The sequence below is a fragment of the Microbacterium sp. K24 genome (assembly GCF_004794465.1).
In the GTDB taxonomy this organism is placed as follows: Bacteria; Actinomycetota; Actinomycetes; order Actinomycetales; family Microbacteriaceae; genus Microbacterium.
On record NZ_SSDJ01000061.1, the window covers coordinates 1 to 21,621 of the forward strand.

General features: G+C 66.9%; 27 protein-coding genes and 1 pseudogene. 26 read left to right on the forward strand and 2 right to left on the reverse strand.

All coding sequences use genetic code 11. The features are described 5' to 3' along the window. The 8 genes and pseudogenes from DW306_RS21550 to DW306_RS03910 all read left to right on the forward strand — a co-directional run. Positions 1-195, forward strand: a pseudogene (locus DW306_RS21550) (single-stranded DNA-binding protein); the annotation flags it as partial. Further along, on the forward strand, positions 173-487 hold the full coding sequence (locus tag DW306_RS03880) for a hypothetical protein (RefSeq protein WP_136054335.1): 315 nt from the start codon (positions 173-175) through the stop codon (positions 485-487). The pseudogene DW306_RS21550 and the gene DW306_RS03880, both read left to right, overlap by 23 nt. Beyond that, on the forward strand, positions 480-1,295 hold the full coding sequence (locus tag DW306_RS03885; RefSeq protein WP_136054336.1) for a hypothetical protein: 816 nt from the start codon (positions 480-482) through the stop codon (positions 1,293-1,295). The genes DW306_RS03880 and DW306_RS03885 overlap by 8 nt, the downstream gene beginning before the upstream one ends. Next, positions 1,288-1,554: a hypothetical protein gene (locus DW306_RS03890; protein WP_136054337.1), complete on the forward strand. Its 267-nt coding sequence runs from the start codon at positions 1,288-1,290 to the stop codon at positions 1,552-1,554. The genes DW306_RS03885 and DW306_RS03890 overlap by 8 nt, the downstream gene beginning before the upstream one ends. Continuing rightward, positions 1,554-1,982 (forward strand): hypothetical protein, encoded by a 429-nt coding sequence (locus DW306_RS03895; RefSeq protein ID WP_136054338.1) that lies wholly within the window; start codon positions 1,554-1,556, stop codon positions 1,980-1,982. Before DW306_RS03890 ends, DW306_RS03895 begins: the two co-directional genes overlap by 1 nt. Before the next feature lie 85 nt (positions 1,983-2,067). Then, positions 2,068-2,433 (forward strand): hypothetical protein, encoded by a 366-nt coding sequence (locus DW306_RS03900; RefSeq protein WP_136054339.1) that lies wholly within the window; start codon positions 2,068-2,070, stop codon positions 2,431-2,433. Between the two features lie 249 nt (positions 2,434-2,682). Further along, entirely contained in the window at positions 2,683-3,513 is an 831-nt protein-coding gene (locus DW306_RS03905) for a hypothetical protein (protein ID WP_136054340.1), read from the forward strand. Continuing rightward, the gene (locus tag DW306_RS03910; RefSeq protein ID WP_136054341.1) at positions 3,510-3,764 is read left to right on the forward strand and encodes a hypothetical protein; all 255 of its coding nucleotides are present in this window, start codon (positions 3,510-3,512) and stop codon (positions 3,762-3,764) included. Before DW306_RS03905 ends, DW306_RS03910 begins: the two co-directional genes overlap by 4 nt. 339 nt (positions 3,765-4,103) lie before the next feature. Here the strand turns inward: DW306_RS03910 and DW306_RS03915 are convergent, their stop codons facing one another. After that, positions 4,104-4,829 carry a hypothetical protein gene (locus DW306_RS03915; RefSeq protein WP_136054342.1) on the reverse strand — a complete coding sequence of 242 codons (726 nt, stop codon included), beginning with the start codon at positions 4,827-4,829 and terminating at the stop codon, positions 4,104-4,106. Between the two features lie 388 nt (positions 4,830-5,217). Further along, positions 5,218-5,862, reverse strand: a complete 645-nt coding sequence (locus DW306_RS03920; RefSeq protein ID WP_136054343.1) for a hypothetical protein — start codon at positions 5,860-5,862, stop codon at positions 5,218-5,220. Positions 5,863-6,091: 229 nt separating this feature from the next. Here DW306_RS03920 and DW306_RS03925 point away from each other — a divergent pair, with 229 nt between their 5' ends. From DW306_RS03925 to DW306_RS04010, 18 genes are all read left to right on the forward strand, one after another. Next, the gene (locus tag DW306_RS03925; RefSeq protein ID WP_136054344.1) at positions 6,092-6,517 is read left to right on the forward strand and encodes a hypothetical protein; all 426 of its coding nucleotides are present in this window, start codon (positions 6,092-6,094) and stop codon (positions 6,515-6,517) included. A gap of 55 nt (positions 6,518-6,572) precedes the next feature. Then, positions 6,573-8,039, forward strand: a complete 1,467-nt coding sequence (locus DW306_RS03930) for a hypothetical protein (RefSeq protein WP_136054345.1) — start codon at positions 6,573-6,575, stop codon at positions 8,037-8,039. 15 nt (positions 8,040-8,054) lie between these two features. Continuing rightward, positions 8,055-9,485 (forward strand): DUF935 family protein, encoded by a 1,431-nt coding sequence (locus DW306_RS03935; RefSeq protein WP_136054346.1) that lies wholly within the window; start codon positions 8,055-8,057, stop codon positions 9,483-9,485. Then, positions 9,482-10,750 carry a head maturation protease, ClpP-related gene (locus DW306_RS03940; RefSeq protein ID WP_205814093.1) on the forward strand — a complete coding sequence of 423 codons (1,269 nt, stop codon included), beginning with the start codon at positions 9,482-9,484 and terminating at the stop codon, positions 10,748-10,750. The genes DW306_RS03935 and DW306_RS03940 overlap by 4 nt, the downstream gene beginning before the upstream one ends. A 1-nt stretch (position 10,751) precedes the next feature. Continuing rightward, on the forward strand, positions 10,752-11,120 hold the full coding sequence (locus DW306_RS03945) for a capsid cement protein (RefSeq protein WP_136054347.1): 369 nt from the start codon (positions 10,752-10,754) through the stop codon (positions 11,118-11,120). A 14-nt stretch (positions 11,121-11,134) separates the two neighbouring features. Beyond that, complete coding sequence (locus tag DW306_RS03950) at positions 11,135-12,046, forward strand: hypothetical protein (RefSeq protein ID WP_136054348.1); 912 nt, start codon at positions 11,135-11,137, stop codon at positions 12,044-12,046. Position 12,047: 1 nt separating this feature from the next. Further along, positions 12,048-12,410: a hypothetical protein gene (locus DW306_RS03955; RefSeq protein WP_136054349.1), complete on the forward strand. Its 363-nt coding sequence runs from the start codon at positions 12,048-12,050 to the stop codon at positions 12,408-12,410. A gap of 19 nt (positions 12,411-12,429) precedes the next feature. Continuing rightward, positions 12,430-12,789, forward strand: a complete 360-nt coding sequence (locus tag DW306_RS03960; protein ID WP_136054350.1) for a hypothetical protein — start codon at positions 12,430-12,432, stop codon at positions 12,787-12,789. Next, entirely contained in the window at positions 12,789-13,130 is a 342-nt protein-coding gene (locus DW306_RS03965) for a head-tail adaptor protein (RefSeq protein ID WP_136054351.1), read from the forward strand. Before DW306_RS03960 ends, DW306_RS03965 begins: the two co-directional genes overlap by 1 nt. Further along, the gene (locus tag DW306_RS03970; RefSeq protein WP_136054352.1) at positions 13,130-13,414 is read left to right on the forward strand and encodes an HK97 gp10 family phage protein; all 285 of its coding nucleotides are present in this window, start codon (positions 13,130-13,132) and stop codon (positions 13,412-13,414) included. Before DW306_RS03965 ends, DW306_RS03970 begins: the two co-directional genes overlap by 1 nt. Then, complete coding sequence (locus tag DW306_RS03975; protein WP_136054353.1) at positions 13,411-13,830, forward strand: hypothetical protein; 420 nt, start codon at positions 13,411-13,413, stop codon at positions 13,828-13,830. Before DW306_RS03970 ends, DW306_RS03975 begins: the two co-directional genes overlap by 4 nt. Before the next feature lie 65 nt (positions 13,831-13,895). Then, positions 13,896-14,666: a hypothetical protein gene (locus DW306_RS03980; protein ID WP_136054354.1), complete on the forward strand. Its 771-nt coding sequence runs from the start codon at positions 13,896-13,898 to the stop codon at positions 14,664-14,666. Between the two features lie 93 nt (positions 14,667-14,759). Then, positions 14,760-15,143 (forward strand): hypothetical protein, encoded by a 384-nt coding sequence (locus DW306_RS03985; RefSeq protein WP_136054355.1) that lies wholly within the window; start codon positions 14,760-14,762, stop codon positions 15,141-15,143. Beyond that, positions 15,140-15,499, forward strand: coding sequence for a hypothetical protein (locus tag DW306_RS03990; protein WP_136054356.1), 360 nt, complete (start codon positions 15,140-15,142; stop codon positions 15,497-15,499). Before DW306_RS03985 ends, DW306_RS03990 begins: the two co-directional genes overlap by 4 nt. Before the next feature lie 15 nt (positions 15,500-15,514). Further along, the gene (locus DW306_RS03995; RefSeq protein ID WP_136054357.1) at positions 15,515-18,865 is read left to right on the forward strand and encodes a tape measure protein; all 3,351 of its coding nucleotides are present in this window, start codon (positions 15,515-15,517) and stop codon (positions 18,863-18,865) included. Then, complete coding sequence (locus DW306_RS04000; protein WP_136054358.1) at positions 18,862-19,635, forward strand: hypothetical protein; 774 nt, start codon at positions 18,862-18,864, stop codon at positions 19,633-19,635. Before DW306_RS03995 ends, DW306_RS04000 begins: the two co-directional genes overlap by 4 nt. 13 nt (positions 19,636-19,648) lie before the next feature. Beyond that, on the forward strand, positions 19,649-20,716 hold the full coding sequence (locus tag DW306_RS04005) for a hypothetical protein (protein WP_136054359.1): 1,068 nt from the start codon (positions 19,649-19,651) through the stop codon (positions 20,714-20,716). A gap of 23 nt (positions 20,717-20,739) precedes the next feature. Next, positions 20,740-21,609, forward strand: a complete 870-nt coding sequence (locus tag DW306_RS04010) for a hypothetical protein (protein ID WP_136054360.1) — start codon at positions 20,740-20,742, stop codon at positions 21,607-21,609. The last annotated feature ends 12 nt before the right edge of the window (positions 21,610-21,621 follow it).

Sequence of the window (21,621 nt, forward strand, 5' to 3'; positions counted from 1 at the left end):
CAGCGCACCGCGATCGAGCTGGAGGTCGACGAGATCGGCCCCTCGCTCCGGTACGCGACTGCGCAGGTCACCCGAGTCGCGCGCACGGACGGCCAGAAGCCGGCGGCATCCGCCCCGGCGCAGGAACAGCAGTGGGCGACACCTGAGCCGCCCGCGGATGGGGGATGGACCTATGGCGACGACACACCGTTCTGAAGAGCAGGACGCCTGCCGCTTCTGCCACGGGAAGCTGTCGATCATCGTGTCGCGAGACCCGGACGAGGAGGTCGACTGCGTCTGCACCGACAAGATGGACGCCGCAGTCGTCGAGCAGATTGCGATGTTCACGCAGAAGCACGACGCCATCCGCTACGGGTCTGTGGTCGACGGCGTCGCGCATCCGACCTGGGCCGAGCTGGGCCCGGATGCCGCCGAGGAGTACCTCGCGGACGCCGAGCGCACGGTCCGCGCGATGGTCGCTCTCGGATGGGGGCCACGCCGTGGCTGAGCGCTACTGCATCCGCGGGTGCACGGTCGGGAGCGTGCACTTCGCGACCTGCCCGGATTTCGGGAGCACCGACCCGCACCCGGCCTGCAAGGGGTGCGCCCCGAGCGTCGCCCGGGACGGCGCGCTGATCTGCGATCGCTGCTTCAACCGGCTCCGCTCGCTGATCCGCGACGTCGGCGACCTCCTCGGCCGCCTCCACTCGATCGCCGACCCGATTAAGGCCACACCGACGGATCAGCTGCGCAGCGGGTCGAGCTCAGTCGAGGCGCCGGCACCCGTCCCGGCGGATCTGCTCGACGCGATCGCCGATGTCAGCCGCACGGTCTACGCGTGGGAGCGCTACGTGGTCCCGCGCACGCTCGAGCAGGCGCTGCCCGACATCATCAACGACAGGGACAACGTCGAGCGCCTCTCGGTCGGATTCCTCGAACGGAATGAACTCGTCGACGATGTCCGCGCCTTCTGGTCGGTGTCCGATGCGATGGCGAAGTGGGGTGCCGAGCGCCGCACGAAGAACGAGCCGTTCTGGTTCGATCCCGACGACCTGTTCGACCCGGTCGAGGATGCTCCGAAGCCGCGCGCCGAGTGGGGTGACCCGCTGCTGAATAAGGACGACGCCGAGAAGGTCGCCGGGTCGGCGCGCACGCTGCGCCGCTGGCGGCAGAAGGACCTGATCAGCCCGGCCGGGTCGATCTATATCGCCGGCGTCCAAACGACGCTATTCCGCCACTCCGATCTGGTTCGGCTGCGAGACGAGATGAAGGAGCGCACGGGCCGCCCGCGCGCGAAAGGAGCAGGGCATGACTGACAACACGATCCCGATCCTCGTGAGAGACGAAGACCGGACCGAAGACGAAACCAGTTCCGAGGCGAAAGCGATCGTGGAGATCGACTGGGCAGAGGACCGTGCTGGCCATCCCATCGAGGGGCCGGTTGGGCCGTTCGACAGCGAACGACTCGCGGACGAGTGGGCGCTCGAAGCCATCTTCAACGGTGAGTGGAGCACGGCCACTTTGACCCCGCCAACCCGAAGTGTCTACACCGAAGAGGGCGGGCGGGTGAAGTGATGAGCGAGCACACCCCAACCACCGACGACGTCCGCGAGTACATCCGGGCAGCAGATCGCGTCACGGCGCACATGTTCGCGGAGGGATCGCCCGATGCTGTCGAAGCCTTCAACCGTTGGCTCGCCGCCCATGACGTCGAGGTTCGCGCTCAGGAGCTCGACGCATACGCATCCGCGATCGACCTGGAGGCCGCTGAGGACTCCGCACGTATCCGCGTGACGAACGTGCGCTGCATGGGCTGCGACCTCCGATACGAGGAACGACAGCAGTACGGATGTGGCGAGTCAGGACGCGGGCACAGCTACAGCGACTATGAGCTCGCGGAGGCCGCTGTCATAGAGGTTGAGGCGACATGGGATGGCGACCAAGCGCGCGAACGTGCCGCATCCCTGCGCTCTGGGGCGAAGCAGGAAGGAGCGGAATCGTGATCGATCTCGTTCAGACCGCTCTCATCGCCCTTGTCGGCGCCGGCGTGCTCATGATCCTGCTCGACGACCGGAACGGAGCGAAGCAATGACCATCACACATGAGGCCGTGCGTGCAGGGGAGGGCGTCACCCGCTGCTGCGGGAAGACGCCGTTCGAGCTCCCGATGCGCGACCGATTCACCGTCCAGGGAGATGCCGACTGCCCCGGCCGTCGGCTCGTCTGCCCCGAGTGCCGTGACGGCAAGCACGCGATCTGCATCCATGAGGCGATGCGGGATGACGACGACGAGATCGTTGATTGCGCGTGCGGGTGCGAACCGTCCCGCACGTGCCCGTCCTGCAAGGACGTCGTGCCCGTGGGTTGGACGCTCGAGGTCCACTTCAACTGCGACTGGCCCGAGGACTTCGAGCCGATCAAGCGAAGTGGTGAGACGGATGCCGTCACTGGCTAGGCGTCGGCGCCGGGTGGACACGCGAGCGCTGGAGGCCACGAGACGAGCGAAGAGTCGTACAAGCCGCCGCGCTCGGTGTCGCAGGCTCAGGCGATGCACCTGTGAGCGTCGTCGGGTCGCGCTGCGTGCGGCCGCCGAGTGCCGGCGGCGAAGTTCGCGGTGCCGCCGTCGGGCGAAGTGACCTGCGCGGACTGCCTGGCGGCGTCGCACTCGCGTCGTAGCTGAAGGGGCCGTGGCAGGATGTGACCCATGTTCGATTGGCTCTACGGTCCGCGGTTCTCGAAGCAAACTCCTACGTCGATCTTTACAGTGCGGAACCTCACCCTCGATATCGAGACGTTGTTCGATCTAGCCAATGAGATCGGCCACATGGTCAAGAGGTCCGGCATCGTCTCGGACGGGATCCCTCCAGCCGAGCACGAGGGAAAGACATTGGTCACTGGCTCCAGAGCGCAGTACATGCTCCGCGATCGCCCGGTCACCGAAGACGATGTCCGATCGATGGATGTGCCTGACCGGAATCAACTCATGCTCACTGTCATAACAGAGGTGTGGGGTGAGCCGAAGGACGCATCATCTGAGGTGATCAGAGGTACGACCATGTATGTCGACGCTCGCACCGGACAGGTCTACTCCAGCGGCCCGCACGACGGCTACTGGTCGCGACGGATACCCGAGGAGATCGCAACCTACCTATACGCGCATGGCACGCAGAGGCCTGACTGGCGGAGTCTTCGCTGGTTAGCATGGTTGACGCCGATCCCAATCGCCGTCATTGCATGGATCTGGTTGGCGCTCACGGTCGCGTTGCCAAGCCCGGTGCACCTGCTTATCCTCGCTGTTCTCGCCCTTGCAAGCTTCAGCGCGGTATCCCGCGCCGCGCTGGCCATCCGTGCACAGCGACAGAACGTCATGGGCCGATCTATCCGGTTCAGAGGCGAGTCTCGCGAGCGCACTCAGCAACGGCGGGCCGATGCCCGACAGAACGTGAAGGTGGCATTCATCACGGCGCCGGTGGCAATCGGCGTCGGAATAGCGGGAACACTGTTCGCGGCCTTCGCCGGAGAATGGTTCAAGTGATCGAGATCAGTGTCGAGGAACTCGCCGCCTACGACAACCGCTGCACGGCAGTCACGCGTCGCGGCAAGCAGTGTCTGAATCCGGTGTTCAACGGGCAGTGGTATTCCTGGATGACCGTCACGGATGAGGTGCTGCCGGACAAGCGACGCATCGTGCGCGACGTAGCAGTCGTTCACGATGGCGACTACCAGCGGATGCTCGAGCACGTGTGCGTCGTCCACGAGGAGACGCACTCCGGTCGGCGGGTCTGACGCACGAGACACGCCGACGCGATCAGGTGGAAACGTGGCCGCTGATCCTGTTACGCTGTGCTTGCACCTGAACTGTCCCCGAAGCCTCGCTGATCACCGGCGGGGCTTTCGTCGTTCTCGTGCACTGTTCCGGCGTTCCCAGCGCCGGGCTCTCGCCCCGCCACCACACGCTCTCATCCCTCTGCAGAGCGACACCCGCTGCCAGGACCTCACGCCGCCCCGTTGGATCGGGAGCCGCAGAGCGAGCAGCTCGCCGGCGTCGCATGATGCGCACCCGAGCGGTGATGGGCGGCGGGGTGCAGTCTTCCGGCATGCGGCCGATCCGCGCAGCGTCGCCGCCTATTCCGGTGCGTGCGCGGTCGGATCTAGGCCGAGGTCGAAGATGGTCGCTGGATTGTCGTTCCCGCGGTTGAGTCGAAGCAGGAAGGGGCTTGAGGCGCCGTCCTGACGGAATCCTGCATCCTCAAAGTCTTTTCGAGTTTCACGCACCAGATTGACGAGAGCCGGATGATGAAAGACTTTCGTGACAACTACTACGTATGAGCGCGAGGGCATCTTAATCACGCCGACTACGGGGTCGTTGAAATGAGTCTCTCGGTCTTGGGCACCGGCGTTGCTGATGTAGATCCCGAAGACTCGGATGAATTGTCCTTTCGGGGCTGGCCACCAGCTCACCGAGGATCCCTTCACCCGCTTTTCGCGGAACGGGGTCTGTAGCCCGGGTTCGGTGATGACGATGTCGATCGCGTGCTGCCATCCGTCGATTTCGGGCGGCACGGGCAGTCGGGTGACAACACGCGGGTCTTCATCGGCGCTTCGGATCTCTGGGTCGACCTCATTCCACGTGGGGGGCTCGGTCTTGGCGAAGTCTTCAGTCAGCGCCAGTCGCCATTTGCCGGACGCATGCAAGGAGACCTTCATCTCGTGAAGTTGCGACCGCATTCCGACGTAGACGTCTCGTCCGTTGGTTCCACCTACCACCATCCAGGTCGAGCTTCGGAGAGCATTAGAAGCGCCTGCAGCGAATCTGATCTTTCCGCCGATGGGGAGAGGCGCTGTGGTCATGCCCTCGATCTTACGGAGCACAGTTCAGACGGCATTCTCACCAGTTGAGGAGGTGGTGGCCGTGGGTAGCAGCTCGATACGCGACGGCAAGGGCCATCGTGCGTATCGGCGCCAGCAGGCCGCGCTGAAGCGCCGCACGCGGACGCATGACCTCCCCTGCGGTCACGGGTCTCCTTCGGGATGGGGCTGTGGGGAGAGCATCGACACGACGTTGCCGGACACGCACCGGATGTCGTTCACTGCTGACCATGACCAGGCGATCGCAAATGGCGGCCCTCTGGCCGGTCAGGTCTTAGTGCCGATGCACCGTTCATGCAACGCGCGAAAGTCGAACCATGCGAACGCAGAAATCTGGGCGGCTACCTGACCGCCGACTATGAGGCTGAAATCACACAGGGTCGACGTAGATCGACGGATCGTAGCGGGCTACGATAGCGGCTGCGCGCGCGATCCGGCGCATGTGGGATGCGCTCGTTGGGTCATACAGATCCTTGGCGATCTCGTCGCCAGCGTCCTCGTATAGCGTGCGCGCCATGATCTCGACTCCGCGCTCCTCGCGTATCTGCTCGAGGCGATCGGAGGCGAACCGGACATCGGCTCTTCGCAGCTCGCTCTCCAAGAGGGCCGCTTCCGCGTTTGTCTTCCTCGCGTTCGCCTCAGACTCAACACGTCGAGCCTCAGCCTCAGCTCTCACGTTCAGCGCATTGGCCTCCGACTCGGCGAGCCGTGCATGAGCCTCGGAGTTCTCCCGAGCGGCCGTAGCGAGGTGCTTTACGCCTCGGCAAAGGGCAACCAAGATTGTCGTGATGCCGCCCGAGACTGCCAAGACCATGAAGAAGTCCGAGCCGTATCGAATGCGCAGCAAGGTACCGGGAGCGTTATATGAGGAAGTCTCGCGCTCGCTAGCCCACGCGGCGAGTGATGTCAGTTCAGACAGTGCACCCATCAGCGCGGTGAACTCGGGGACCTTCATATCATCCGGCAGCTTGACGATCGTCGTCATATGGGCGGTATCGAGTGCGGTGATCGTCATGGATGGCACAGCCTCAAGATAGCGCCTGCGCAAACCGCTCGACGGTTTTGTAACAGCACGTCAAGTGGTCAGCGACGGGCCAGGGCAGCAAACAACGAGCACGCTGCTGCCATCGAACCCTCAGAAAATCCGAGGGTGCCCCGTGCCTGCCAGCCTCCCGCGCGGTCCTGGCGGCTCTCTCCGCAGGTAAAAACGGCGCATGGGGGAATTCCGGACGAGGGGGAGTGCGATGGGACGTCCCAAGGCACCCTGCGGCACCGATGCTGCCTACCGCCGACACCTCCGCGAGGGCGTCGAGGTCGACGAGGCCTGTCGCCGCGCGCACACCGAGGCTGGGCGGAAGTCGTCGGGTCGCACGAAGCCGCGCGCGGCCGCGAAGCCCGCGTTCACGCTGACCTCCGAGGCGCCGCCGGCTGACGATGCCGAGCAGCCGGACGACATGAAGCTGATCGTCGACACGCTGCGCACCGTGTTCAAGAACGTCGCCGAGAAGGACCCGACCCGAATCGCTCCCATCGCTCGCGTGTTCCAGACCGCTGTCGAAGCGACTCGCGGCCCGGTGGAGCCGTCGAAGGAGCTGACCCTTGCCGACCAACTCGCCGCAGCTCGCGCAGCTCGGGCTACAAGAACCGCGGGTACGGGCACTACCGCTTAGTCGGACCGACTCGCTCGTCGACGATGTCCTCGATATCTGCGACCTCGCTTCGATCGTGTGCGACCCGTGGCAGGAGGGCGCACTCGAAGCGATCGCCTCGATCGACGACGACGGCCAGTGGGCGGCGACCGAGTTCGGGATCCTCGTCTCTCGCCAGCAGGGCAAGGGCAACATCCTGCTCCCGTACGAGCTCGCCCACCTCTACCTCTGGCCCCGCGAAGACGGCGCACCGAAGCTCATCGGACACACCGCCCACGAAGGACCGACCGCCCGCGAGGCGTTCCGCCGCGCCCGCCGCATCATCCTTGCCTCGCCGATCCTCCGTACTGAGCTCGTCGGCGGCGGCAAGCAGACCGCGCAGGGCATCACCGGCATCTCGACCGGTAACGGCAACATGGCGATCGAGCTGAAGAACGGCAACCGCCTCGTCTTCTTCACCCGCACCGGCGCCGCCGGCGTCGGCGTCTCGTTCGACGTGCTCATCATCGACGAGGCGCAGCACTCCCCGCTGACCATCCTCGAGGCGCTGCTGCCCGCGTCGGACGCGAGCCCGAACCTGCAGGTGCTCTTCACCGGCACCGTGCCGAAAGAGGATCAGGACGGCGAGTACTTCGAGGGCCTTCGCGATCGCGGACGCTCCGGCGGCATGGACCGCACGGGATGGATCGAGCACACCCCGGTCGGCTCCGATGATCCGGACACCGCGGCGAAGATCAATCTCGGCGACCCGCAGGTCTGGCGCGAGGCGAATCCGGGCCTCGGCATCCGCCTCGCGTGGAAGACCGTGCAGGACGCATGGGACCGCATGGGCCAGACCAATCCCGAAGCATTCGCTCGCCAGCGGTGCTCCGTCTGGCCGAGCAGACGCCCGGAGGCAGCAGCGAAGCTCTCCGAGCTGGATCTCGAGGTGTGGAAGCGACACGGCGACCCGGACGCAGCGGTCGCCGGCGACGGCGTCGTTCTATCTCTCGCCCTCGGCCGCGGAGGCGGGTACGGCACAATCGGCGCCGCTGTCCGCGTCGACTCCGATCACATCGCGGTCGAGCACATGTGGACCGAGTCTGGCACGCGTTGGATCGCCCCGAAGCTCAAGGAACTGAAGGCGAAGTTCGGCAACGCGCTGGTCGTGCTCGACTCGAAGAACGCGGCAGCCGTGATCGGCGCGCTCGACGCCGCGGGCATCAAGTACCTCGCGATGAACCTCGACGAGATAGCCGCAGCGCACACCCTGTTCATCGAGCACGTCAATGCCGGACTCGTCCCGCACCGCCCGCAAGACGAAGTCACCGAGTCGCTTCGACTCGCGACGACCCGGAACATCGGCCGCGCCGGCGTGACGTGGGAACAGTCCGACCCGACGAAGCCCGTCTCGATGGCGCAGGCCATCACCTGGGCGCTGTGGGGCGTACTGAAGTCCGAGGCGTCGCCGAAGAAACGCACACCACCGCCCCCCAAGGCTGCGGTGCTCACCCGCGACGCCGTCGGCGGGAACGACCTGGATCTCGCCACGGCGCGATTCTGATGGAGGAGGTCCACCTTGGCAGAGACCGGATATCAGGTGGACTCGACTCTTCCCGGCTGGATGAACTGGGTCGCGGAGACGAACGAAGAGAACCCGGATCTGCAGTGGCCGCGCTCGATCAACATCTTCGACCGGATGCGCCGCGAAGATCCGCAGGTCAAGTCGGTGCTCCGCGCCGTCACCCTTCCGATCATGCGCACCGAGTGGGCGATCGACGGGACGGGATGCCGCCCCGAGGTCGTCGCCCACATCGCCGCGGACCTCGGCCTGCCGATTAAAGGGCAGCCGCCTACAGCACCGCTGCGCACGAAGGGCCGATTCTCCTTCAAAGAGTTCCTGCGCCTCGCGCTGCTCTCGCTGGTCTATGGGCACTCGTACTTCGAGCAGGTCTACGACCAGTCCAAGGGTGCCACCCACCTCGCGAAGCTCGCCTGGCGGCCCCCGCGCACGATCACGAACATCGAGGTTGCCCGCGATGGCGGCCTCGTCGCGATCGAGCAGGGCGGGCTGATGGGAAGCGGCAAGGTCCGCATCGAAGTTGATGACCTCGTCGCGTTCGTGCACGAGCGCGAGGGCGCGAACTGGCTCGGAGAGTCGCTTCTGCGTTCGGCCTACAAGATGTGGATTCTCAAGGACCGCGTCCTGCGCATCCAGGCGCTGACCGCCGAGCGCAACGGACTCGGCATGCCGGTGTTCACCGTCGGCGAGCCCCCCGAGGGCGAGTTCGACGAGATGGTGGCCTGGCTGGACGCGGAGATCAAGCGCGGTCTCGAGATCGTGAAGCAGGCCCGCGCCGGGGAGGCCGCCGGCGTCTCGCTCTCGAAGGGCTCCACCTTCCAGTTCGTCGGCGTCAGCGGCAAACTGCCGGACACCGACAAGCCGATCCGCTACTACGACGAGCAGATCGCTCGCGCCGTCCTCGCTCACTTCCTGAACCTCGGCACCGAGACCGGTTCCTGGGCGCTGGGATCAACGTTCGCGAACTTCTTCACTGACTCGCTCAACGCCGTCGCGCAGAACATTGCCGATGTCATCCAGCAGCACGTCATCGAAGACCTCGTCGATCTCAACTGGGGTCCCGACGAGCCCGCACCGCGTCTCGTACCGGCAGCGATCGGCGAGCAGCAGCAGATCACCGCGGAAGCCATCAAGGTCCTCATCGAGAGCGGCGCGGTCACCGTCGACGACGGCCTGCGGGCGTACGTGCGCGACAAGTTCGGACTCCCCGTCGAGGATCTACTTCCCGATATCGAGGACGACGAGGCATCCCGCGAACTGGCCCGATTCGTCGCCGAGGTCGTGCAGAAGATCTACCTCGGCACCGACAAGCCCGTGCTGCGACAAGACGAAGCCCGCGAGATCATACGGCGCGCTGGCGCCGACATCACCGGCGACGGACCCGACGTGAGTCGGATGCCGTCGACACCAGCCGAGGAGGCAGCATGACCGAGCGCAGCGGAAAGAACCGGTACTGGGGGAAGCTCACCCCGCCGAAGTCCAAGGCCGAGTTCTTCGACGCGATCACGATGCCCGCGCCCGCCGGCGAGGGCACCGTGGCGACGATCCGTCTCTACGGGCCGATCGACTCCTGGGGCGGGTGGTGGGGCATCAGCGCGAGCGACGTCAGCGATGTCCTCGACGCCCTGCCCGAGTCGGTGACGCAGATCATTCTCCGCATCAACTCGCCCGGCGGCGAAGTGTTCGAGGCCATGTCGATCCTGAACATGCTCCGCGCGCACAAGGCCGCGGTCCTCGGAGTCGTCGACGGCCTCGCCGCATCCGCCGGGTCGGTCATCGCGGTCGGCTGCGACGAGACGGTCATGTCGCCCGGCACCACCATGATGATCCACTCGCCCTCATCGATCGCGTGGGGCAACGCCGCCGAGATGCGGAAGACCGCCGACATCCTCGACGGCATCGAAGAGTCGATCATCGAGATCTACCGCGACAAGGCCGGCGAGTCCGCGTGGGGCGAGCTCCTCTCCGCCGAGACATGGTTCACGGCTCAGAAGGCCGTCGAGTCAGGTCTCGCCGACCGCGTCGCCGTGGTCAAGGACGCCGGCGAGACAGCGACCGCTGGCGCGGACGACGAGGACCCGGCTGATCCGCTCGAGGGCGATGACGTCGAGGACATGTACCAGTCCGCGCGCGCGCACCTCGGCCTCCGCCCCATCGGCGCTTCGGCGTCTCCCAAGCCCCCGAGCTCGCCCGAGCCGGGAGAACCCAACCGAAAGGAGAACGTCGTGGATCACGACGCTTTCAAGGCTGGCATTCGTGAGCGGCTCGGCATGACCGACGCCAACGCATCGGAGGAGCAGATCACAGCTGCTCTCGATGAGACGCTCACCGAGCAAGCCGACACCCCGGCAGCACCCACTGCCTCCATCCCCGCTGGCACGCAGCTGATCGAGGACAACGTCCTCACCCAGATGCGCGCCGACGCCGCCGCGGGCCGCGAGGCTCGCGAGCAGCAGATCAGCGATCGCCGCGACGGAATCATCGCCGACGCGATGAAGACCGGCCGCATCAGCGCGGCCTCCGCGCCGAACTTCCGCGCGATGCTCGACGCCGATGAGACGGCCGCCGCCAAGGTGATCGACTCGCTCGCGCCGAACGCCGTCCACGTCGAGGAGGTCGGCCACTCCGACACCCTCACCAGCGCAGACGACTCGCTCTACGGGTCGATCTTCCCGACCGCAAAGGAGGCCTGAGATGGCCGTCAAGAGCTACCTCCCCATGTTCCGACCCGGTGACACGGTCACCTTCGGCGTCACGACCGCGGTCACCGCAGGTCAGGCCGTCGAGGTCAGCGCCACCGCCGACATGTCGGTCGCTCCCGCGGCCGCCGCATCCGCGAAGTACGTCGGCGTCGCCGGCCACGACGCGGCCGTCGGCGACAAGCTGACCGTCGAGGTCGGCAAGCCCATCCACGAGCTGAAGGCCGTCGGTGCGATCACCCGCGGCCAGAAGCTCGAGGCAGCCGCAGCAGGAGGCGTGCGCACGCTCGCAGCCGGCGCCGCGATCTTCCTCGCCCTCTCGTCCGCCACGGACGGCACGCTCGTGCGCGCCATCCAGCTCTAAGAAAGGAGAGCACGATGCAGACCTACCCGCTCACCCCGAGCCAGCTCGCCAACGTCTCGGCAGCCGAACTGATCGCGTTCCTCAAGAACCCGACGCTCGTCGCTCGCCGCTTCGCGGAGATCCTGCAGGCACAGCAGTTCCTCGGACTGTTCCTCCTGCAGAAGCGCTTCACCATCACGGGCGGCGCCATCGGCGTCCCCATCAACGAGGTCATCCGCGCGGTGCGCGGCGCCGAGATCGTCGCACCGGGCAGTGAGTACAAGCTCACCCCGATGTCGGCCGAGGAGTACGAGTTCTACTCCGCGATGAAGGAGGGCCTCGCCACCGAGGTTACCGACGAGCAGGTCGGTCGCCTCCTTCGCTCGCCGATCGACGACGCGTTCACCTTCCTGCAGACCGAGCTCGTGTTCTCGGCGAACGATGCCGCCCTCGGCGCCATCGCCTCGTCGGTCACGAACACCGTCGCTGCGGGCGACACGTGGACCACCGCCAAGCAGGTGTACAAGGACGCCCTCCGCGTGAAGGCCCTCGTCCGCAAGCAGAAGCTCGGATACGCGATCGACACGGTCGTGCTCCCCGGCGAGCTGTACGCCGAGGTCATCCCGGAGCTGCTCGACATCCTGCCCAAGGACAGCGGCCAGGCACTGACGGACGAGTTCCCGACGATCGCCGGCATGACCTGGCTCCCGGATGACGGCGAGGACATCCCGGACCCGCTGTTCCTCGACCGCCGCCGCCTCGGTGGCATCGCGCGCGAGCAGATCCCCACGCCGGAGATGGTCCACATCGGTGGCGACACCGGCGTGGAGATCGCCGCGATCCGCGAGGGCAAGGCGGAGAAGACCCGCCTGCAGGCCCGCAACGTGCACGTGCCGATCGTGACCGACCCGCTCGCCGCGTACTACGTGACCGGAACGGGGGCGTGAGATGAGCACCCAGCACATCGCAACCGCCGCCTTCGTGAAGGTCTCGATCGGCTCGCCGTCCGGGAACCGCGTCGCCCAGCTCATCCAGCGTGGCGGCGTGATCCCCGGCGGCGTCGACGAGCAGCAGCTCGAGCGCCTCGTCGACCGCGGCCTCATCGAAGCCGTCGCCGTCGAAGACGCCGACGAGACCGAGGAGCAGGAGGACCTCGACGAGGGCGTCTACAAGGGCGTCAGCGTGAAGGACCTGAAGGCCGACCTCGCGAAGCGCAACGAGGGCCGCGAGGGTGACGCCGTCATCACTCCCGTCGAGCCGGGCAACCGCCCGCAGATCGTCGCCGCGCTCCTCGCGGACGACGCCGAGTAAGACACAGGGGGCGATGACCATGACGATCACACACGATGAGGTCGGCAACGACGAGGATCTCGCACGCGAGATCCTCGTCGTCGCCCGTGGCATCGCCCCCTGCGTCTTCACCTTCGCTGACGACAGCGAGGAGCAGAAGGACGCGCTGGCGATTCTCCGACGCGTCTACAAGCACGTCCAGGGGCGCGGCCCCACCTACGTGAAGTCGCAACGCGTCGGATCCGCCGGCGTCGACTACCGCGACATCGACTCCGCATTCGACGGCCAGCCCCGCACAGGTCTTCGCGCGCTCTGCACCGGCGGCCAGACCTCCGGGCACTCTCTTGGCAGTTTCCCGGCCGATCGCCCGATCGGCCGCATCTGGGCGGAGCGCTACTGATGGAGTTCCTCGACTCTTTCATCCGCCAACGCGCCGAGCGCATCTCCGACCCTTACAACCCGGACGCCGAAGTCGACGACTGGGAGACGCCGGATGAGGAAGCGCTCGAGGGGTACTTCGAGATGCAGTCCTCGACCGAGCAAATCGACGCCGGCCGCGAGCAGGCGATCACGACCCGCACGCTCGTGCTACCGGACCCGGATGCCGACGTGCGCCGCGGCGATCGCATCGTTCAGGGCGACAAGGTCTGGACCGTGCAGGGGTTCCCTGACGCGCCCCGGAATCCCTTCACCAACTGGCGTCCCGGTCTCTGGGTGCGCCTCATCGAGGGAGTCGGCTGATGGCCAAGAACACCCGCTTCGAGGAGAACCCGAGGTTCTTCGAGACCGTGCTCCGCAAGCCCGGCGTCGAGCGCCTCGTCGACGACATCGGCGACGCCGCCCTCGCGAACGCGCAGGCATCCGCGCCCGTCGACACGCAGGCCTACCGCAACGGCCTGCACATCGAGCACCACGACAGCCGCTACCGTCGCACGACCCGCGTCGTCGGGTCCGACGACAAGACGATGCTGATCGAATCGACGACCGGCAACCTTGCCCGCGCGCTGAAAGGCGCGAAGCGATGAGGGTCCGGCCGCCGAACTACGTCGCCTGGCTTATCGACTATCTCCGCGCCGAAGTGCGTGAGGAGTATGCCGACGCCGAGGTCGGCAACAAGGAACCGGACACGCTCGCCCTCCCACTGAAGAAGCCGCTGATCATCGTCCGCGACGACTCCGGTCCCCGCCGCGATTGGACGACGTTCGGTCGCTCGATCGGCGTCACCGTCCTGTGGAGTACGAAGCAGAACGACAGGCCCGCGATGGATCTCGCGCTGCTGGTCGCCTCGATCGTCTTCGACACCGACCTGCCCCTCGTCGAAGGCTCACCGATCGCATCGGTCGAGATCGACGGGTGCAACGGGCCCTATGCCGTGCCTGACCGGCTCGACGTCGCCCGCATGTACCTGACCGCGCAATACGTGGTCGCCGGCTCAGCCTGAGCCACCTGAACCACCAACCGCTTCCGGCACCCGTCGGAGGCTCTCTCACGAACAAGGAGAAGCAGATGACTGCTGATGAGCAGGGAAATGACCTCGGAGCGGTCGGTGTACCGATCACGGGGATGGCGGCGTTCGCGCCTCTGGACGCCGACAACGTCCTGACCAAGGTGGAGCTGGGCGCGAGCCCGATCGTGCTCCCCGCCGCGTACCGCAAGCTCGGCCTGTACAAGGTCGACGGCGGCCCTGCGCCCGGACGCGAGACCGAGGACCCGATCGAGTTCTTCCAGATCGGCTACACCCTCGCCGGCCAGGGAACCCGCACCGTGGTGATCACGCTCGCCGAGCAGAACGCGAACGTGCAGCGCCTCATCGAAGGCGCGGAGCCGGACGAGAACGGCGTCATCGAGGTATCGTCCTCGCTGCCCGACAACCGGTTCATCCTCTTCACGCTGACGAAGTACCGCAACCGGCTCGAGAAGCGCCAGCTCGGCGTGGCCTCGGTGACCGCGGTGGAGCTCGACCAACAGGAGCGCGGCTCCGTCGAGGGCGCAGCCGTGACCTTCACCTGGGCCGAGCACGACCTGTTCAACGGTGCTCCGTTCTGGCAGTACGGTCCCGCGCTGCCGGGCTCGACGCCGACCCCGACCGGTGCCACGGCCGGAACGCCTGGCGCGTTCGTGCCCAACGGCGCGACGGTCCCGGCGAACATCACCGCGCTGCGCGCGCTCGGCGATCTCGGTCAGACCACCGCATGGACGACCGGGCAGTACATCGTGATCGGAACCGGCCAGGTCTCCTGGGACGGCACCGACTGGAAGACCGGCGCGGCCGCCTGAGCCACGCCCTGAACGACTGGCCGGGGTGCTATCGGGTCATCCCGGCCAGTCCACCACCCGAACCCGAGAACCCCGATGAAGGAGACCGCCACCATGGCAACCAGGACCACCACCAAGACCCCGCCGGCACCCGCCGCCGAGTACGACTTCGACAACTGGAGCGATGACGCCGAGACGAAGGCGATCGAATCGCTCAAGCCCGACGTGCGCTACATCATCGTCGAGAAGCGATTCGTCGGCCGGTTCGTCGACGGCACGATCGTCGAGATCCCGCTGTCGCTCTCCGTAGACGACATCGACGAACTCGAGGCCGTGTCCGGCAACCCCATCGACCAGCTGAAGCACCTACTGACCAAGCTCGGCGGCGCGAAGGTCGCGAAGGACTTCACCAGCCACGATCTCGCCGAGACGATGTTCCTCGCCACGAAGTACTTCACCATCCTCCAGCGCATCGCCGGAGCGTCCCTCCCGGAATGATCGCCGTCGCCCAGATCATCCGGGACCACCGCCGAGTCATCGCCCGCACGCTGCGGGAGGAGGCCGGTGTCGGTCTGTCCGATCTGGGCGACGGCTTGTCATGGGGCGAGGCGAAGATCCTCATCGAGGAGTACGCCTCCGACCCGGCCACGCACTACGGCGCCGAGCTTGCAGGGTGGTCCTACCCGGCATCGACTCGCGAGCTGATCACGCTCATCGCGACCATCCGCGACGAGAAGGCGGTCAAGAAGCTCATGCCCTGGTCGCTGCATTCGAACACCGGTCCGAAGGCCACGCCCGACGAGATCGCGGCCGCCGAAGCCGAGCTGGAAGCAGACATCGTCTTCGCCAGCTGATGAGGGGGAGTGCACATGTCCGATGAGGTCGGCTCCGGTCACGTATCGATCTTCCCGGTGATGACGGGGTTCAAGGGCAAGGTCGCACGCGAGACCGAGCAGGCCGGTGCGGCCGGGGCGAAGACCTTCAACAAGGGCTTTAAGGGTGCAGGGACCCTCACCGGTCGCACGCTCGGCCGCGAGCTGAAGCAGTCGCTGGACTCGTCAGCCGCCGGCCTCGGCGCCGACGCGCTGAAGTCCCTCAACCGCGAGGTCGCTGCGGCGTCCGGCGTGCTCTCTCGTGCCCGTCTGAAGCAGCAGGACGAGGCGGGCAAGGTCCGCGTAGCTGAGGCGAAGCTGCAGGAGGCGATCGCCAAGTCCGGCGCCGAGTCCTCGCAGGCGGTCGCCGCTGAGGAGCGTCTCGCCGCCGCCCGCCGACGCAGCGCTTCTGCCGCTGACGCGGTCACCGCGGCATCCGCTCGACTCTCCGCGGGTCAGGCCGCGGTCATCTCCGCGACCGCCGCTCTCGCCGCGTCTTCGACGCGCGCCCAGACGGGCCTTCGCGGTGTGGCCGGCTCTCTCCGCGACGGGTGGAAGAGCGCCGCCGCGGCACGTTCCGCCTTCACCGGCGTGATGGGGTCGCTGGCGGGCATCGTGCGCGCCGCGGCCGACATCACCGGCGTCACCCGCATCGCGCGCCTGATGGCGTCGCAGGTCTCACGCGCCTTCACCTCGATGGCGACGATGGTCGGCGGTGGCCTCGCGAAGGCGTGGGTCGCGTCGAAGTCGTGGCTCGGATCCATCGGCAAGACCGTGCGCGGCGCGTTCGCCCCGTTCACGCAGTACGCCGCCGCGCTCGGCACCCGCCTCGCGTCGCCGTTCGTGCGTCTCGGGTCGAAGGTCTCGTCGTGGATGAGTCCGGTCACCTCGCAGGTCGGCGCGCTGTTCTCCAAGCTCGGCGCTGCCGCCGGCCCCGCCGCCTCCCGGCTCGTGTCGTCCTTCGGCCGCGGTGTGTCGAGCATCGGGGGAGTGGCGTCACGCGCGCTGTCGTCGGTCACCACGGCCGCGAGCAACGCGGGCGCCGCCGCAGGGCGAGCCCTCGGCGCAGGAATTCAGAACGCCGCGACCGGCGCCGTCGGCATCGCCGCAGCTGGTATCGGCATCGCGCTCGGGAAGGGCTTCGGCCGCCTGACCGCGATCGACACCGCGCAGGCCAAGCTCCGCGGATTCGGCAAGGACGCAGGCGAGATCAAGGCCATCATGGCCGATGCCTCCGCGTCCGTGAAGGGCACCGCATTCGGACTCGGCGAAGCCGCGACCGTCGCAGGCGCCGCCGTCGCCGCGGGCATCAAGCCCGGCGAGCAGCTGCAGGGCCACCTCAAGAGCATCGCGAACAACGCCTCCGCGGCGGGACTCACGATGCAGGAGATGGGCTCCATCTTCAACAAGGCCGCCACGCAGGCCAATGGAGTACAGAACGACGTCATCGGCCAGCTCGCCGACAAGGGCATCCCGATCTATCAGGAGCTCGGCAAGCAGCTCGGTGTCACCGCCGGCGACGTGTTCGACATGGCGTCCCGCGGCGAGATCGACTTCGAGACCTTCTCGAAGGCCGCGACCGCCGCAGCCGGCACCGTTGCCGACGAGATGGGCAAGACCGTCCCGGGCGCGACGAAGAACTTCTTCGCCGCGATGGGCCGCATCGGCGCGAACACGCTCGGCGGCCTCGAAGAGGGATCGTTCTACTCGAAGCTCGGTCCGCTGATCAACTCCGTGTCGAAGGCGCTCGGCCCGCTCGAAGAGCGTGCCAAGGGCGTCGGGGCGGCGTGGAACGCGTGGGTCGGTCCGATCATGGACCGCCTCACCGGGTTCTTCACCTCGGTGGCTGACGGCAGCAGCACGGTCGTGGAGAAGCTGAAAGGCTTCCTCCCAGTCCTCGCCCCGCTCGCCGGCGGCTTCGCAGCTCTCGGCGCCGGCGGTCTCGGAGGTCTGCTCGCCCGGCTCGGTCCGCTCGCGTCACTGCTGCCGGGTCTGAGCGGTGCGCTCGGTCTGCTAGGCGGTCCGCTCGGGATCGCCGCGGCCGCGCTCGGCGCGTTCGCGCTCTCGGGCGGCGACATCGGCGGGCTGGTGTCCGGCCTCACCGGTGTTATCTCGAGCGTCGTGTCGGCGCTGCCGGGACTCGTTCAGCAGTTCGTGACGTTCGTCCCGCAGATCGTCGGCGCGATCCTCAGCCAGGTGCCTGTGCTGCTCTCGGCAGGCATCGAGATCATCACGGTTCTGATCGACGGGATCGTGCAGTCGATCCCGATGCTGGTCGACGGTGCTCTGCAGCTCGTGCAGGGCCTCGTCAGCGCGATCATCACGAACCTCCCGGCGATCATCGACGGCGCGATCGAGCTGGTCTCGGCGCTCGTCGAGGGACTCATCGGCGCGCTGCCGATGCTCGTGCAGGGAGCGCTGCAGCTCGTCTCCGGGCTGCTGACCGCGATCATCTCGGCACTCCCGACGATCATCGAGGGCGGCGTGCAGCTGCTGATGTCGCTCGTCGACGGGCTCATCCAGGCGCTGCCTCAGCTGATCATCGCGGCACTCGAACTCGTGATGGGCTTGCTCACCGCGATCATCGAGAACTTGCCCCTGATCATCGACGCGGGCATCCAGCTGCTGATGTCCCTAATCACGGGGCTGATCGACGCGCTCCCGCTGCTCATCGAGGCCGCGATCACCCTCGTGCTGCAGCTCGTCACCGGGTTGCTTGAGGCGCTGCCGAAGCTCATCGAGGCGGGCATCCAGCTGGTGATCGCGCTGATCACCGGGCTCATCGAGGCGATCCCACAGATCGTGGAGATGATCCCGCAGATCATCGCGGCAATCTGGGACGGTCTCGCGGGGGTCGACTGGCTCGATCTCGGTGCACAGATCATCCAGGGCCTGATCGATGGCTTCTTCAGCATGGTCGACACTCTCGGCAGTGCCGTCGGCGACATCGTCGGCACGATCACCGACTTCTTCCCGCACTCGCCCGCTAAGCGCGGCCCCCTCTCGGGCGCCGGGTGGAAGCGACTCAAGGACTCCGGCAAGGCCACCTTGCGGCAGTTCAACGCGGGCGCGAAGGACGGGTCGGGGGAGTTCGGAGCATCGCTCGTCGAGATGGCGAAGGATGCGTCGGCGCAGGCGCAGCGTGCGATGTCGTCGGTCTCGACGACGGTCTCCGCATCGGTCACCGGCTCTGCCCGCCCGGGCAGCACTGGCAGCGAGTCGGAGCGCGGGGGCTCGTCTGAGGTGCCGATGGTGCAGCAGACGAACAACTTCGCACACCTGGATCCGGAGGTCGCTTCGAAGATGGCGAAGAACGATCTCATGGCGATGCTGAGGGGGCTGCTGTGAAACAGGATCTCCAGATCCGAGCGACCGGCGGTCTCGTCATCAACGCTGCACCGATCGACGGCATCCCCGCCGAAGGCGGGTTCTACGTGACCCGGGACGGCTTCGTGGGGTGGGAGGATTCGACAGAACCGAGAGGTGAGTCGATCGCCCGCCCCGCGGAGCACGGCGACTTCGACTTCGAGGTCATGCAGTCCGCTCGTGTCGTGTCGGTCGAGGGCGTGATCCTCGCGCCGACGGGACGCAAGCGCGTGCGCCGCGGCAACCATCTGCGGAGCATCGGCGCCGACGGTTCCGCATTCCAGGTCGACGTCGAACTCTTCGGAGAATCCACGTGGGCGACCGCGCGCCGAGGCACCGCCCGCGTCACCCCAATCGGTATTCGACAGGGCTTCTTCTGCGCGACGTTCAGCTGGCAGTTCGTCTGCCGCGACCCGCGCCGGTTCGGCGCGGTCGAGTCCTTCGATGCTGGTGTTCCGGTCACGCAGCTCGGGAACTTCCCGGCATGGCCGTCGTTCACCGTCACCGGTGCCGCACCCGGCTACACGATCAACGGGCCTGGCGGCCGCCGCATCGTCGTCACCCGCGCGCTCGTCGCCGGGCACCCCCACCGGATCGACACGTCGACCGGGGGACTGGTCATCGACGGCGTGCGCGTCGAGGGCGGCATCAGCGTCTGGGAACCGTGGACGATCGACCCCGGCCTTCCCGGAGTCACCCACACGATCACGGCCGGCACGCTGCTGATCGAGGTCCCGACCACGTTCGTCTGATCGGAGCAACGCAATGCAGCACGCAGTACTCGCCTGCAACGGCATCACCGGCGACATCCTCGACAGGATCCCCGTGACGGAGTTCACCTGGGACCGGATGCTGTCGGCGCGGGGTGACGGGCAGCTGACGATCCCTCTCGCGTCGCCGTGGCGGAACGTGAACTTCCGGTCTCTCACCGCACCCTGGGCGCGGATGATCGCTCTCGTTCGCGGCAACCGTGTCGAGTACGCCGGGTACGTCACCGGCCGCGAGTACAACCTCGGCTCTCCGCTGCTGCATGTGCAGCTCGGCGACCTCTGGGCGCTGCTCGAGAAGCGCCTCGCGGTAGATCACTCCGTCAACGGCGTCGCGACCTGGTCTTTCACGATCACCGGCTCTCTCGCCACACACGCGAACGTCGCCCTGATCTGGGCCCGCGACACATACACCGGTTCGCCCAGCGCGATGATCCCGGTGACGATCCCCGGCCATGGTGCCGAACCGATCGTGACGCGCACGTACTACGGCTACCACCTGCAGACCGTCGCCGACATGTTCGCCGAGCTCGTCGCCGAGGGCCTCGAGATCTACCTCGAACCCCGCATGGAAGTCGCGGGCAAGATCAGCTGGTACGTCCGCGCCGGCATCGGATGGACCAGCGGTCTCAGCCGAGACATCTACGTCACTGCCCCGAAGTCGCCGGTGACCGCTCTGAAATGGCGCGAGGATGCCGCGCGCGTCGCCAACAACGCGATCCGCGTCGGCGAAGGGTCCGAGCAGGACATGCTCATTCGCTCGAACCTCGACCCCGCGTCACCGCTGCCGCTGCTTGAGCGGGTGACCGCGTCGAAGACGGTGGCTGACAGCGTGCAGCTGCAGGCGCTCACCATCCAGGACCTGAGCACCTTCGGCACCGCAACAGAGCAGTTCGATCTCACCGTTACGGCGGATACCGATATCGACGTCGGCGACACGGCCCGCATGCAGATCGAACGCGACTGGTGGATCCCCGACGGCTGGCACCCCCGGCAGGTCGTACGGATGTCGGGCAACCTCTCGAACCAGAAGCAGGCCGCCCTGCAATCGGTCGGAGGTGCCTGATGGTCGACCACCTTGATCTCAAAATGAGCTACGCGCAGCTCGTGCGCCTCATCCGGGCAGAGGCCACCGCGACCATCCAGCATGCCGGGATCGGCAGCGCCGGAGTCCGTGTACATAGCGGCGGGTTCATCACGATCGAGAACGGCGGGCTCGACGTCGAAGGAACGGCGACCATCGTCGGCCTGCTCACCGGCAGCGGCACCATCGACTGGTGGGGTCCGTCGATCTTCCGCGGCACGCTGAACGTCACCGGCAACATGGCGACTTCCGGCACTCTCGTCGTCCTCGGCGCCACGACACTCAACGGCGACGTCGCGCTGAACAACGACCTCACCCTCGGGACAGGCCGCATCCTCGCAGGCCCTGTTCGAATAGACCGCGCCGGCTCTTACGGTGGTCGCGTCTACTCGTCCAGCATCCTCGTGCTCGAGGCAGGCAACGCGGTCCTCATCAACAACGACACCGACATTCGCGGCATCCTCTTGACCGATGGTCTCGACGTCGACGGGCCGAAGAACTTCCGCATCGCCCATCCGACGAAGCCGGGGTTCTGGCTGCGGCATGGTTCGACGGAGTCACCGGTATCAGGTACGGAGTACAAGGGCCGACTGAAGCTCGACGCGGCCGGTGAGGGCATCGTTGAGCTTCCCCCGTACTTCGAGGCGCTGAACAAGCCCGACGGCCGCACAGTGCAGCTCACGGCCATTGGTAGACCGTTCCCGGTCGGCGCGGATGACGTCGCTGACGGCCAGGTGAAGGTCTACGGCGATCCCAACCGCGAGGTGTTCTGGCACGTCATGGCCGAGCGCATTGGCGCTGACTTCCTCCTCGAGGAAGAGATCCCAGCCGAAGCGACGGACGACGGACGGGTCGGGCCATGGGCGGCTGCCTGACCCAAGAGAGAG

Bases quoted from the DNA above. Each gene is read 5' to 3' on its own strand.
- DW306_RS03880 (WP_136054335.1), top strand. From the start codon at position 173: ATGGCGACGACACACCGTTCTGAAGAGCAGGACGCCTGCCGCTTCTGC.
- DW306_RS03890 (WP_136054337.1), top strand. From the start codon at position 1,288: ATGACTGACAACACGATCCCGATCCTCGTGAGAGACGAAGACCGGACC.
- DW306_RS03895 (WP_136054338.1), top strand. From the start codon at position 1,554: ATGAGCGAGCACACCCCAACCACCGACGACGTCCGCGAGTACATCCGG.
- DW306_RS03900 (WP_136054339.1), top strand. From the start codon at position 2,068: ATGACCATCACACATGAGGCCGTGCGTGCAGGGGAGGGCGTCACCCGC.
- DW306_RS03905 (WP_136054340.1), top strand. From the start codon at position 2,683: ATGTTCGATTGGCTCTACGGTCCGCGGTTCTCGAAGCAAACTCCTACG.
- DW306_RS03915 (WP_136054342.1), bottom strand. From the start codon at position 4,829: ATGACCACAGCGCCTCTCCCCATCGGCGGAAAGATCAGATTCGCTGCA.
- DW306_RS03920 (WP_136054343.1), bottom strand. From the start codon at position 5,862: ATGACGATCACCGCACTCGATACCGCCCATATGACGACGATCGTCAAG.
- DW306_RS03925 (WP_136054344.1), top strand. From the start codon at position 6,092: ATGGGACGTCCCAAGGCACCCTGCGGCACCGATGCTGCCTACCGCCGA.
- DW306_RS03940 (WP_205814093.1), top strand. From the start codon at position 9,482: ATGACCGAGCGCAGCGGAAAGAACCGGTACTGGGGGAAGCTCACCCCG.
- DW306_RS03945 (WP_136054347.1), top strand. From the start codon at position 10,752: ATGGCCGTCAAGAGCTACCTCCCCATGTTCCGACCCGGTGACACGGTC.
- DW306_RS03950 (WP_136054348.1), top strand. From the start codon at position 11,135: ATGCAGACCTACCCGCTCACCCCGAGCCAGCTCGCCAACGTCTCGGCA.
- DW306_RS03955 (WP_136054349.1), top strand. From the start codon at position 12,048: ATGAGCACCCAGCACATCGCAACCGCCGCCTTCGTGAAGGTCTCGATC.
- DW306_RS03960 (WP_136054350.1), top strand. From the start codon at position 12,430: ATGACGATCACACACGATGAGGTCGGCAACGACGAGGATCTCGCACGC.
- DW306_RS03965 (WP_136054351.1), top strand. From the start codon at position 12,789: ATGGAGTTCCTCGACTCTTTCATCCGCCAACGCGCCGAGCGCATCTCC.
- DW306_RS03970 (WP_136054352.1), top strand. From the start codon at position 13,130: ATGGCCAAGAACACCCGCTTCGAGGAGAACCCGAGGTTCTTCGAGACC.
- DW306_RS03975 (WP_136054353.1), top strand. From the start codon at position 13,411: ATGAGGGTCCGGCCGCCGAACTACGTCGCCTGGCTTATCGACTATCTC.
- DW306_RS03980 (WP_136054354.1), top strand. From the start codon at position 13,896: ATGACTGCTGATGAGCAGGGAAATGACCTCGGAGCGGTCGGTGTACCG.
- DW306_RS03985 (WP_136054355.1), top strand. From the start codon at position 14,760: ATGGCAACCAGGACCACCACCAAGACCCCGCCGGCACCCGCCGCCGAG.
- DW306_RS03990 (WP_136054356.1), top strand. From the start codon at position 15,140: ATGATCGCCGTCGCCCAGATCATCCGGGACCACCGCCGAGTCATCGCC.
- DW306_RS03995 (WP_136054357.1), top strand. From the start codon at position 15,515: ATGTCCGATGAGGTCGGCTCCGGTCACGTATCGATCTTCCCGGTGATG.
- DW306_RS04005 (WP_136054359.1), top strand. From the start codon at position 19,649: ATGCAGCACGCAGTACTCGCCTGCAACGGCATCACCGGCGACATCCTC.
- DW306_RS04010 (WP_136054360.1), top strand. From the start codon at position 20,740: ATGAGCTACGCGCAGCTCGTGCGCCTCATCCGGGCAGAGGCCACCGCG.